Annotated in this window: 10 protein-coding genes and 3 pseudogenes; 3 read left to right on the top strand and 10 right to left on the bottom strand. The window is 64.3% G+C overall.

The genetic code is table 11. The features are described from left to right. Positions 1–53 precede the first annotated feature (53 nt). Positions 54–449: a hypothetical protein gene (locus ACZ5IK_RS23720; protein ID WP_465489646.1), complete on the bottom strand. Its 396-nt coding sequence runs from the start codon at positions 447–449 to the stop codon at positions 54–56. A 312-nt stretch (positions 450–761) separates the two neighbouring features. On the opposite strand from ACZ5IK_RS23720, the gene ACZ5IK_RS23715 reads away from it, so the two are divergent. Continuing rightward, positions 762–1,070, top strand: a complete 309-nt coding sequence (locus ACZ5IK_RS23715; RefSeq protein ID WP_465489645.1) for a hypothetical protein — start codon at positions 762–764, stop codon at positions 1,068–1,070. A gap of 473 nt (positions 1,071–1,543) precedes the next feature. Here ACZ5IK_RS23715 and ACZ5IK_RS23710 read toward each other — a convergent pair whose 3' ends face one another. From ACZ5IK_RS23710 to ACZ5IK_RS23700, 3 genes are all read right to left on the bottom strand, one after another. Continuing rightward, positions 1,544–1,840, bottom strand: coding sequence for a hypothetical protein (locus ACZ5IK_RS23710; protein ID WP_465489644.1), 297 nt, complete (start codon positions 1,838–1,840; stop codon positions 1,544–1,546). Positions 1,841–2,147: 307 nt separating this feature from the next. After that, the gene (locus tag ACZ5IK_RS23705; RefSeq protein ID WP_465489643.1) at positions 2,148–2,711 is read right to left on the bottom strand and encodes a hypothetical protein; all 564 of its coding nucleotides are present in this window, start codon (positions 2,709–2,711) and stop codon (positions 2,148–2,150) included. Positions 2,712–2,781: 70 nt separating this feature from the next. After that, positions 2,782–3,216 carry a hypothetical protein gene (locus ACZ5IK_RS23700; RefSeq protein WP_465489642.1) on the bottom strand — a complete coding sequence of 145 codons (435 nt, stop codon included), beginning with the start codon at positions 3,214–3,216 and terminating at the stop codon, positions 2,782–2,784. 317 nt (positions 3,217–3,533) lie between these two features. Here ACZ5IK_RS23700 and ACZ5IK_RS23695 point away from each other — a divergent pair, with 317 nt between their 5' ends. Continuing rightward, a complete protein-coding gene (locus ACZ5IK_RS23695) occupies positions 3,534–5,423 on the top strand; it encodes a hypothetical protein (protein ID WP_465489641.1) in 1,890 nt (629 codons plus the stop codon). 237 nt (positions 5,424–5,660) lie between these two features. Here ACZ5IK_RS23695 and ACZ5IK_RS23690 read toward each other — a convergent pair. The 4 genes and pseudogenes from ACZ5IK_RS23690 to ACZ5IK_RS23675 all read right to left on the bottom strand — a co-directional run bounded on the left by ACZ5IK_RS23690 (position 5,661) and on the right by ACZ5IK_RS23675 (position 7,992). Then, positions 5,661–6,134 (bottom strand): annotated as a pseudogene (locus ACZ5IK_RS23690) (SAM-dependent methyltransferase). A gap of 208 nt (positions 6,135–6,342) precedes the next feature. Next, the gene (locus tag ACZ5IK_RS23685; protein WP_465489640.1) at positions 6,343–6,762 is read right to left on the bottom strand and encodes a histone-like nucleoid-structuring protein Lsr2; all 420 of its coding nucleotides are present in this window, start codon (positions 6,760–6,762) and stop codon (positions 6,343–6,345) included. 118 nt (positions 6,763–6,880) lie between these two features. Then, a complete protein-coding gene (locus tag ACZ5IK_RS23680) occupies positions 6,881–7,321 on the bottom strand; it encodes a DUF4259 domain-containing protein (protein WP_465489639.1) in 441 nt (146 codons plus the stop codon). Between the two features lie 101 nt (positions 7,322–7,422). Then, the gene (locus ACZ5IK_RS23675; RefSeq protein WP_465489638.1) at positions 7,423–7,992 is read right to left on the bottom strand and encodes a hypothetical protein; all 570 of its coding nucleotides are present in this window, start codon (positions 7,990–7,992) and stop codon (positions 7,423–7,425) included. Positions 7,993–9,845: 1,853 nt separating this feature from the next. Here ACZ5IK_RS23675 and ACZ5IK_RS23670 point away from each other — a divergent pair. Beyond that, positions 9,846–10,066, top strand: a pseudogene (locus ACZ5IK_RS23670) (leucine zipper domain-containing protein); the annotation flags it as partial. A gap of 22 nt (positions 10,067–10,088) precedes the next feature. Here the strand turns inward: ACZ5IK_RS23670 and ACZ5IK_RS23665 are convergent. Continuing rightward, positions 10,089–11,768: a DUF885 domain-containing protein gene (locus ACZ5IK_RS23665; RefSeq protein WP_465489637.1), complete on the bottom strand. Its 1,680-nt coding sequence runs from the start codon at positions 11,766–11,768 to the stop codon at positions 10,089–10,091. 8 nt (positions 11,769–11,776) lie between these two features. Then, positions 11,777–11,860, bottom strand: a pseudogene (locus tag ACZ5IK_RS23660) (IS5/IS1182 family transposase); the annotation flags it as partial. Between the last annotated feature and the right edge of the window lie 37 nt (positions 11,861–11,897).

The following is an 11,897-nucleotide window of genomic DNA, read 5'->3' as shown; positions in this document are numbered from 1 at the left end:
AGTCAGAGACTTCGGCGAGGTCGATCACAGCTGCAGCGGTCGACCGCTTGCGCTCAGTTCTGTGCTTGCAGTCGGTAAGTCGAACCGTTTTTGACCGCGACTACCCCGCCGATCGTCGCATTGGCTGGTGCGACGGCTTGCCATGCCATTCCGTCCGGTGCCGCGGTCCTGGTCTTGGCGACTGTACTGGGCAAGCCGATGAGGCCGCCGCCGATGACGATGTCGTTCTGGTCGACGACGTGCCCGCGACACGCTGTTCTGATGGCGGCGGGCATTCGCCGCCGGAGCCCACGAGCCGTTCGATTCTCGTTGTGGATGTCCTTGTCGCAGCCTTTGGGTGGCCATGGACCACCGGGCGGTGAACGGGTATCGCAGCTGCGACGGCGGTGCAGCGCGGCGAGGTGGACCACGGCGTCCCCCAGTCCGTGCGCGGCCGCGACCTGGAGCATGTGCTCGGCAACCCGCGATCGCCGAGTCGGTCGAGCAGGTCAGCCAAAGTCGCGTGAACGCATGCCGCCGAGCGTGCCGTGCGGGTCCGCGCGACGACGCATAGATGTTGATGGCTGCACCACTACTCGGCGATGACGGAGAGTAGTATCCGCCTCGCTTGGCTCACTGTAATCAAGCCGTTAGGCCAATTGCCGCAAAGGCGTCTACAGTGTGAGTGATACGAATCACAACAGAAGTGGAACGTTGGAGCGGTTGCCGAAGTTCGGAGTTTGAAGCAATCCAGTTAATGGTACTCCCAAGGACCAAGGATCATGAGCATTTCACTTAAGAAGAGATCCGCCATCACAGTGGCCGCCATGGCGTTGGCTCTGCTTCCGCTGACGGGTGCAGTGGCCAACGCCACGGAAAGTACACCACGCCCTATCCTGATCGCGCAGGACGGGCCGGACGAGTGTGTACCAAGGGTGTGCAGTCAGCTTTATGAGCCAGTCTGCGCAAAGCTTGAAATCGCCGGGATTTCGGTGGTGCTCGAATTCGGCAATCCCTGTCTCCTCGAGCGCTTCGTGCAATGTCTCGATAATAATGTGGTGGTGGCAGTGGTTAAATATGGGCATTGTTGACCACGGGAAGGGCGTGTCGCTATTGTGACAAAAGTTCGAGGAAGTAGCCACAGTTCGGCGTTAACCCGTGACCATGTCGACGCCATAGGAAGTCCACTGCCGCGCTGCCTCCTTATGGCGAGCCTCCCAAGATTGCCATATGTGCTGTCTAAAGTAGGCCGCTTGCTCTATCGAATATCGCGACCAGCAAGGTAGTCCTCGGTCCGATAGTCACGCCGTTGGTATCGAGCGGCCTACGCTGCCGACATTTGAGCGTGAGCGTGGGCGGACTGGATTTGAGCGTGAGCGTGGGCGGACTGGACTAGTAACTCCCTCCGCAAGGCGTACGACTCCTCCAAAAATGATGCGCATCACTTCATTCTGGTTACCGAAAGTAGTGCTCTTAGTTCCGTTTTACCGCCGCGAGGTTCGCGCCGGGCGGATCGCTCCGAGCGGTACCCAGGTATGGAGGCATCGTGAAAAACCATCGCCTATCAAAGCGCCGTCGCGTGCCCATGGCCCTGGCAGCCTTTCCCGTGGGCCGTCGCGCTGAGCGTCGCCGGAACGAGTACCGCATCGGCCGACACCCTTTCCAGCACCACGGACGTCGAGGTCGTACTGTCTATGGGAGGTATATCGGCCATCACGGGGACTGCCTTGTAGACCGGCTTGATGTCGCTTCTGATCGAGGCCACGGCGTCTTTGCCTTGACGCAGCAACATGGTGTAAATTAAGGGCCCTGTCGGCTGCACGACGGGGCGGTCGGGTGCCGCAGAATCGCTGGCCGGCACCCGCTATCGCACCTTCTCAATCGGATCGACTGCCTCGCGCGCCGAAGAATCGGCGCGCGAGGCGCCCATTGGGAAACAAGGCGCCCGCCGCCGGGTCCTTCGCCCTTGCCGCCGCCGGGCGTGTTTGTTGGAGTCTGGTCGGGAATCTCATATGTCGAAACCGTATCTAAGGCCGCGCCCGCCGTCGGGACCGGGATCGCGCTGGCGCTGTTGGCAGGCGACAGGATTAGCCGGCGTTCTCACCGGGTGCCCGGTGGCCGCGCGTGCATCAGCCGGACAGCGCCGGGCTCGTTGCCTGGTTGCGGACCTACTTTCGGTTGTCGGCCGAGCCGGCTTCGGTGACCACCTGGCCGTGAGCACCGATGATGCGAAGATCGTCGTCGCGCAGGACCAGCGTGGGCGAGCCACCGTTGGCGCCTGTGCCCGAGTACCAGATCGGCTGTTTCGGTGGATTCGCGTGCGAGGTTACCGTTCCGGAGTCCTCGACGTTGATCCGGTTGTCACCTTCAGTGCGCTCGTCGGAGACGAAGAGGCCGGTCACCGGGGTAACTGCGGGTCGGCCATCCGGCCAGCCTTTCAGGCGAAAGTCCGGCTGGTTGTTCCGAGTGCAGGGCGGAACGACTTGCGAAACGCCGTTTACCGATATCTCGGTTTCTCCGAATTCCCAGCCATGTACCCACAGGATCGGGCGTCCTTCATGGGAATCGAAGACAATCTCGATGTATCCCTCCGGTGGAGTTCTTTCCGCGACTTCGAACGAGCCTTCGGGCTGCAATTCGAAAACCATCGGACAATGACTGAAACTGACGGTCACAGGGGTACGCAGCGCGCTGACAACGCGCACCGCATTGAGGATCGACGACTTGCTCACCGTCTCAGTGTAGCGTCGAGCTTCTGTGCCGCAAGACGAAGCAACGTTTCCTGTACGTCACCGCGCATGGTCAGAAAGACATGTATTTCTCGCACTTGGTGGTCCCCGCGGTGTTGTTCAGCCACGCGTGGACGGCCACGTGACTGGCGCCGTCGATCACGATCAGCCCAGATCGCGCCCCGCTCTGCGCCGACGCGCTGGACTGGAAGAACGTCGACTTTCCGCCGGCGGTCGCCGAGAAATGAAGAGTTCCGTAGCCGCCGCCTCCGAGCCATTTGGAGAGGCCGACGCCCACTATGCGAAACCTGGCGGTATTCAACCCCGAGTTGACGTCGACCAGGTAAACCGTGTCACCACAGTCCGGACGGCGCGGGGGATCGAAAGCCATTGCCGCAGGGCTGACCGTGAATGTCAGTGCAAAAGCAAAAAGCAGCGCCACGCGGTCGTCGGCGGGAGTGGTGGTGACGGTGAGGTCTCCGGTGACGACGCCGACCTCGTCGATCATGACTCCGTCAGGCCCGTGGTGAACGTGCTTTCGTGCCGGTGCTACCAGGCCGCGTTGCACCAACAGATGACGTGGTGCCACGGTGTGGTGGCGGATCCCATGCGGCGCCACGCGGTGTCCTCAACCCTGTCCGCCAGTTGGCGACCGTCCGCAGGGGAGCTTCTGGAATCATCGGCGGTGTGTCAAAGGAAGATCCTGAGGGAAGCGAAGACTCGCAGGACGCAGTGCGACGAGCGATTGTCGCGTGTGCTGGCCGCTGGAGCGCGTTTGAGCCAAACGTCGTAGACGAGCTGGTTGAGGTTCCAGGTTCGGTCCTGGTGACCGCAACGCAGTGGCGAACGGTGTTAGTTGACGCCGACCTCATGAATGTCGTCGCCGCGGTTGACGTCGCCGTCGAACGACTGGCGGCGGTTGCACATATGACGAAGACCGAGGTGGGGGGAGGCCTCTTCGGCATGCTGGACAGGCTGTTGTCCGCTGATCGGCGTGCGCGACGAGCCTGCACGGACGTGCAACGCTTCGTGCCTCCCGACGAACTTGCTGAGCAAGACGAGGCACTTCCCGAACTCCAGCGTGCACTCCGCGATCTCATACAGGGCACCATCGATTGGGTGGTCGCTGGTGCGGGGGTTCCGCACTCGTCGATGTCATCCGAACTGAGGCTGCGCATTCACCACCTGGTCGGAGCCTTGATGAGAGAGAGACCCTGTCCGCCAGCTCCCGAGGATCCCTTCGAAAGAACGCTCGGTCTCTCAGAGGCGGCACTCACAGCAGGGGATGGACATTCCTACCAATCGCGCATAATGGCCGCATGGGTTTCCCGGCATGTCGCCCTCGACAAGCGTCTGTTCGCCCAGCTCCCGCATCTGCTTGACCCGGCAGTCCAGCTGACTTCGAAAGTACGGGTCCATGCAGCGTCAATGCTGGCGTTTTCTCATTGCTTACCCGCGCACGCGGCGGCTGTCGCAGGTCGTGACCTGGTCGAGCGGGCGTTGTCGGACAGGCGTGAGGTAGCGCTCGCGGCGATCGTCGACGGGGCCAATGACGAATCGGCGATGTGGTCCACACATCGCAGGCGCGTCGCGGCCAACAAGGATTTCAACGCAGCGAGCTACACGGAGGACAAGGTTGGTCCCGCGTGCGACATGTACCTTGCGGTACTCGAAGGCGACGTCAGCCGCACAGCCGACACAGTCCTGCGGCTGCTCGGACGCAACGTCGAGCCCGACATGACACTCGGACGCACCGAGCAGGACCTGGCGAGTGAGACCACGGAGCCGATGTGCGAGCTCCTGCGGTCGTGCATCAATACGGAGTGGCGGAACGCCATCGCGCACGGACAGGTGCAATGGGACGCGAGATCCCAGCGCATGCTTATGCGTGGCCAGACCGTCACGCCGGACGAGGTCGCCGAGGCAACCTTACTCGCCCGGGATATTTGCGCCGGGTTTGAGACAGGGGTGGCGGTGGCGCTCAATCATGCCAGCAATCCGCATCACAATCCGTCGAGAGTAGTCGATTCGACCGCGTGGGACAGCCACGCAATGCGGGAGCTAGGCGCTCGAGGCGTTAGCGTGCTGGGATACCGCAGGATAGGCACCATGTTGAAGCTCGACGTACCACCTCTGGATTCCGCGTCGTTGCTTCGAGTATTTAAAGCGATCTTCGACGTCAGCCCATCCATCCCGGAAGACCTTTCGTGGGTGATCAGCCAGGACGGACGCCCGGACATCATTGTGGAGGCGACGACATTGGGCACCGCTGCTGACATCGTCCGATCAAACGGCGATAGCGTTCCTGCGGTCGCCGTGGAGGCAGGGGCGCTGGTCCTGTGTGCGGGTGCGTTGGCCAAGCACGGGGTCTCTCGACCGGCCATGGCCAAGACGGTGTCCGCGCTCGCCGCGGCCACTGTCGTTGGCGAGCGTGATCGCCTGAATACGAGGGCACTGCTCGACGAGGCGTACGCACGAACTGACCTTCGGAAAACGATCGTCCTGATCGAGCACGCGGTCAGAGCGGCAGCGAAAATCACTGGCGTGCCCGAACTTGGCGCCTTCGCGCAACTGCTTTCCGAACAGGCGGCACAGCACCGGATGTTCGACGACGAAGCGAACCTCTTTCAGCAGATCGACCACGCTGTGCGGTGGCTATCGCCCGTCAGCTTTCCTTGGCTCTCAGGCACTGCTGCACAATCCGGGCCGGTATGAGACGTTCGCGATACGTCTGACCTGCCCACAGGTGCGAGCGCGCTATCCGGGTGTGACGATGAGGTTGGTGATACGGCTCGTCGTAGGGCGTTGACGACGCAGGTGGTGGTGGCGAAAGTTCCGGAAACACGACAATCCATCACCAGAGCCAGAGGCGCCAGAACGGACACCGTGACCGATCGTGATGGTTCCGAACGGGGGAAGCCACGGGGGTTCGGCGCGCTGGCTGGGGTATCGCTATCGCAGCGGCGAATCCTTCGGGACGCGGGCGACGGCGCCGATGACGAGTTCGTGGTCCGGGCCTTCGGCGGGTTTGTCGTCGGGGTTCCAGCGGTTGGCGACGGTGATGCCTGGCGTGACGAGGTGGAGCCCGGTGAGCCAGCCGGCGAGGGTGTCGTGGGTGCGGGTGATGAGTGGGCTGGCGCTGGCCTGGTAGGTGTCGACGCAGCGGCGGACCTAGGCGCGGAGGTCGGGTGGGGCGGTGTCGTCGGTGAGGTGGGTGAGGGCGAGGTAGCTGCCGGGCGGGAGTCCGTCGCGGTAGGCGGTGAGGATGGCGGCGGGGTCGTCGTGGTCGGGGACGAACTGCAGGACCGCGATCATCAGTAGCCCGATGGGCTGGGTGAAGTCGAGTCGTTTGCGGACGGTGGGATGCTCGAGGATCCCGGTGGGGTGGCGGAGGTCGGGGCCGCCGGCTACCGGAGATCCGGACACTGACGGCCCGATCAGCGAACTTTCAGCAGAAGTACTGGCCCAGCACATAGCCGTGGACGGCGGGCGCCGTCTCTGTCAGCAGTCCACTGTGGAACGTGGAGTTCGAGGGTGGCCATGTTCGCGGGGCCGCCTGGTTTCGAATGGCTCGTGTGTCTCACCCATGCCGTCCCTTCCCTGTTGGTTCGGGGAAGGGACGGCATGTGCGGGTTCAGGCCTTCTTGCGGGGTGCGCGCTTGCGCTTGACGGGAGCCTCTTCGGCGACCGGTTCGATGGGAGCCGACTCGGCGTTGTCGAACGCGTCGTAGATGTCATTGGGAATGCGGCCGCGGTCGGCGATGGCGTACCCGTTGGCCGCGGCCCAGGCACGGACCTGCTGATTGCGTTCCCGGTCGGTGGGCTTCGCCGTACCACCGGCCACGGTGGACTGTCCGGTTGCGACCTTCACCTTGCGTCCGCCGACCCGCCTGCTGGCGTCGATGTAGCGCTCGAGTTCGTCGCGCAGGGCGCCGGCGTTGTCGTCGGAGAGGTCGATCTCGTAGGTGACGCCGTCGAGTGCGAAGGGCACTGTCTGGGTGGCTTCGCCGCCGTCGATGTCGTCGACGATCTGGACGGATACCTGTTGTGCCATCGAAAGTGCCTTCCGCTAGGTCATGCCACGCCACCTCAGATTGGCGCAGTGCCAATTATTCTAGTCGTGGGGCTCGCCTGTGATGGTTGCCGCCTCGACGCGGTGTTGTTGCGCGGCGCTACGGCGCTGCGTTTTCTTGTCGGCTGGCGTCTTTGGTGTCGGGGCTGATGGTGTGGCGTAGTTGTTTGATCTGGTTCAGCCAGTGTTGCCGGGTGTCGGTCTCGCACCACAGTTCGGTGAGTTCCGAGTCGTCGGCGACCACGCGGTCGAGGGCGTGCGCGGCGAGCGCTGGCAGGTCGGCTGGCAGTGGTGGCACGGGTTGTTTGGGTCCGTAGTGTGGGTCGGCCGGTCCGCCGGCAGGATGCTGGGCGGCGACCAGCGCGGCCGCGGCGACAGCAGTGGCCGCGGCCGCAGCGTCGAGGTAGCCGGTTTCGTTCGCAGCCTTGGCCAGCGCGTGCCGGATGGCCTCTGGGCGGTGTGCTTCCTCTAAGCTATCCAGGTCTCCGGCGAAGTCCGCGGCGTCGTCATTGTCGAACGGCCCTGTGTCCCATGCGCCCATTGGTCTGCTTTCTGTTTGTGGAGGGTGGTGATCAGCATCCTGGCAGAGCGGAACGCGCCGACGCGACGGGGAAGGCTACTGCTCGTCGGCGTCGAGCGGGCTCAGTGAGGTGCTGAGGAATGCGTCCCGCCGTTGTCCGAGAATGGTTCCCCGGGTGTTGTAGTCGTCACCGTGGATGAAGATGTGTGTTTCCGTTCATACGGGTTCGCTACGGCGGCGGCGCGGTAGATGACTTCGAAGTAGCCCTCCTCCTTACCGTTGACGTAGATCGCGGCCCAGATCTTCCCTTGCTGGCACCAGAAGTTCCGGTTGAGGATGTGCCCTTCGGGCGATCCGGCGCCGGGGCGTTTCAGGCATTCGTCGAGGATCGGGATCGGCGGCTCCGCCCGCGTCGCCGCGGCGCCCAGTTCGGTCCGGGTGGCGTCGATCTTCGCCCGGTCGTTGCCGTAGCTGTCCGAGACCTGGCCCCGTTGCTCGGCGATCCGTCGGGCTTCCTCCAGCGATCCGGTTCGAGCGGGCTCCGCCTGCTGCGGCTGCAGCCGCGGTGTCGGTTCGTCGATGCCGGTGAACCCGCCGACAGCGACGACCACGGAATCCTTGGTGTCACGTCCGGAGGCGGACGCCGCGGCCGGTGTCACGAGAGAGGTGAACACCAGTCCCGTCACCGTCAAAGCCAGAACACTACGAAATACGCGTCTTTTCACAACATGCACTCCCCATAGCTCATGTTCAGGTCAGAACGCGCGAACATGAAGGGGCCGTCTAGTTCCCCAGAAACTTCTCGACCAGTTTCCCCCAGGAAACTTCCCCTCAGTTCGACGCCGATGCTAGTGAAACCACAACATCGCGGTCGAGTATCGTCACCCAAAAAAGACGCCACACGCATCTGCGAAACTCTATCCGGCAGAAGAATTGTTGCGACGGGCGCGGCGACGGACTTCGCGGAAAGCGCATCAAACGTCACCGGGAATGAGCAATGTCGTAGCAGTGCACCATGAGCTGGCCGTATTGGCCCGCTGCACGCCCTGTCGTCCCCGCTGGTCGACCTGCCCGCGGCCGTGCCGCCGCGGCGTTTCCCGGAACGGGGCGAGGTCGCCGGCCCCGAGTGTGATCGATCGCGGAGAGACGCGCGTCAGCTGTGCTGGGGCAGGCGCCGCTCGAAGGTCCCGATCACGGTGGCCAGTGTGAATTCCCCGCTCGAGGCCAGTTCAGGGGGAGTTATCTGGCCGCGCGCCCAGTTGCGTAGCGCGGTTCTCGACAGACGTGGCCGTAGCCTGTGGAGAGCTGCCCGCCCGTCGGCTGGAGTGGCTTCGATCTGTCGGTTGTCAAGGCCGGGGGACCACCATGTCGTCAGTCGTGGGACCGCCACCAGTGCAGAAGCGGAACGGGTTACTGCGCGGTTCGTTGCGCGGCATCTGTTCAGCAGCGCTGAATAGAAATCTGACGGCTGAACGTGGCAAGCTGAGATTTGTCGGGCACCTGCCGGGCGCGTGCTAGCGGGCCGAATACGGGGACGGGTCATCGCGACCACCTCGAATCATCACATTGTGTAGTCGATTTGTTCCTTTGAGTCTTCGAGGATTGGGGCGATACCCACCTCATCGTAAAGGACTTACACATGTCGACGAGGCCAAAACTCGCCATCCCGGCTCTGGCTCTCGGCGCGTTGTTCACCGTCGTGCCCACGGTTCAAGCGGCACGCAGCCGGACTCGGGTCGAAGGTCCGATGAATAGGGCGAGGTGTTCGCCTGCGACCAACTCGGTTGCCTAACGGCGCATCCGCAGAGGATGTACCCGGATGCGCCGTTCGGACCTCCCTACCTAGACGATCCCGGCTGCGCATCGTTACCGAAATGCATCCGATCGGGTCATCCCTGGTCCCGTGATGTGTCACGGCCGGGGAGCGGCGCGCCTGGCTGTCTTGGGTAGAAGGTTTCTGTCCGTCGCCGCGGCGACGGACTGCCGATCGTGGCCATACGCCGATCGATGTCGAGGTAGCCAGGACCTGGCCAAGCCGCGCTCCGCACAACAACCCCAGTGGTGAGGCAGCCACCCTGGACAGCTTCGGCTATCTAGACCATCACGCCGGCTGCCACCGCGAATCCATCCATCACTACCAACTGCCCCATCCTGTGCCGCGAGCTTGGGGACACCTGCAGCGCCGCGCCAGTACCCTCCACGCCCTTGGCTATCCTCACATTGCGCTCGGCGAGTGGGACTGGGCATGCATGGTCTAAAGGGAGGCACTCGAGCTGTCCGCGAACAAGGCCGCAACGCTGACGCTGGCTCAGTCCGACGCAACTCGACGAAATTGACGGCACAGACAATGCCGCCGGGCTGGACTTTCCTTGAACATCTTGGACAGCCAGGCTGTGTTCGCCGCGTTGGTCCGCCTGCTGCCCTAGGTGTACTGACCCGGGAGGTTGGAGCGCGAGCGACACGGATGTCGATGATCTTGGTGTGGGGGAGGGCCTCCGGGTTCGGTGTTGATCGCGACATCTGCACCGGCTACCCGGAGGCCCTCGTGACTCACGCTAAGGCACCGTTGACCCTGCCGGGAGGCTGCGCCTGGCGCAGTGTGTCGTGGACGAAGGCTGGCCGTTGCGGCAGGCCGCGCGGTTCCAGGTCGCGGGTGTCCACGGCGAAACGCTGGGCCGACCGCCACCGCAAGGATGGCACGGCCGGATGGTCGATCGCTCGTTCCGTCCTGTCTGGAGCCCGGAGCGGACCCGGCCGCACCGAACGACCGGTCCGCCGCTACGAACACTCAGAGCTCGGCCAGGCACTCCCGTAGTGTGTCCAGCCCCATTGAGCCAAGGTCGAGCGCCTGCCGGTGAAACGCCTTGAGGTCGAAGGACTGCCCGTGCCGCGCCTGCGCGTCGGCCCTGGCCGCGAGCCACAGTCGCTCGCCCAGCTTGTACGAGGGCGCCTGCCCGGGCCAGCCGAGGTAGCGGTCGATCTCGTCCGGGACGTGGTCCGGGTCGGTGATCGTCCTGGTGAAGAGGAACTCCAGGCCCAACTCGGCCGTCCAGCGCTCGTCGTCGTGGAACCCGATACCGGCCGGGATCGGCAGCTCCAGGTGCATGCCGATGTCCAGCACGACGCGGGCAGCGCGGAACAGCTGGGCGTCGAGCATGCCGAGCAGATCGCCGTCCTCGTCGAGGTAGCCCAGCTCGCGCACCAGTCGCTCGGCGTAGAGCGCCCAGCCCTCGCCGTGCCCGGACACCCAGCACATCAGCCGCTGGAACCGGTTGAGCCGGGCGGCGTTGTTCACGGCGGTGGCGATCTGCAGGTGGTGGCCCGGCACCCCCTCGTGGTAGACGGTGGTGGTCTCTCGCCAGGTGGAGAAGGCATCGCGGTCGGCGGGCACCGACCACCACATCGCCCCGGCGCGGGAGAAGTCGTCGCTTGGACCGATGTAGTAGGCGCTGACGCTGCCGCCGGGCGGGGCGATCTTGCAGTCCAGCGCCATCAGCGCGTCCGGGATGTCGAAGTGCACCCCGCGCATGTCCGACAGCGCCTTGTCCGACAGGGTCTGCATCCAGTTGCGCAGTGCGTCCTGGCCGTTCAACTGGTAGCGCGGGTCGGCGTCGAGCAGAGCGGCAGCCTCGGCGAGAGTGGCGCCGGGCTTGATCCGGGCAGCCACCTGCTTCATCTCGGCCTCAATGCGAAGGAACTCGGCCCAGCCCCACTCGTAGCACTCGGCGAGGTCGAGCGCGGCACCGGTGAAGTAACGCGACTTGAGCCGGTACTCCTCCTCTCCGACGGCGTCCTTGACCGGGGCCTTGGGGGCGAGTTCGGCGCTCAGGAAGGCGGCGAGGTCGGCGTAGCCCTCGCCAGCGGCCTCCGCGCCAGCCACGAGCTCGGCGCGCAGCCCGTCGCCCACTTTGGCGCCGGCCACGAGATCGGCGAAGAAGGGCTGCTTGCCGGTACCGCCAGACCAGTTCTCGCACTGCCCGATCGCCTTGCCAATCTGGCGCACCGCCGCGATGTTGCCGTCGGCGGCTGCCGTGGCCAGCGAGGCGCTCAACCCGGCCAGCGAGGCGGGCACCTTGGCCAGCCGGTCGGCGATGGCCTGCCAGTGCTCGGTGGTCTCGGTCGGCATCAGATCGAACAATACGCGCAGCTCCTGCATCGGACTGGAGATGCCGTTGAGCATGGACAGGTCGAGTCCGGCATCGTGCAGCTCGAGCGCGAGTCGGTTGCGCTCCAGGAACACCGCCTTCGCGGCGTGTTCGGAGTCGTCGGCGGGGGTGCTGGCTTCAACCTCCCGCACGGCGCGCGCGGTCAGGTCCGCCCGCTCCTGGTAGCCATCGGGTGAGAGGTCAGTCAGCTCGTGCTCGAAGCCGGAAATGCCGGAGAAGGTGGCGGCGTTCGGGTCAAGGGCGGCGTAGTCGGCGACGAAGGTGTCGCTGATCTCGTGCACGCCTGGACTGGTGGCTGACATATCGAGTCGATCCTCCAGGGACAAAGGCTGATGTTGCACAACGCCTTGAATGTGGTCTTCAGCAGCGAGTTTCCACGTTCTCCTGCAGTGCGTTCGCCGTTGAGGGCCCTGTTGTGTGGTTTCTGTTAG

Source organism: Amycolatopsis sp. NPDC031561 (assembly GCF_055580625.1).
The sequence above is the reverse complement of the archived record's forward strand: the minus strand, read 5'-3'. Positions and strand labels throughout refer to the sequence as shown.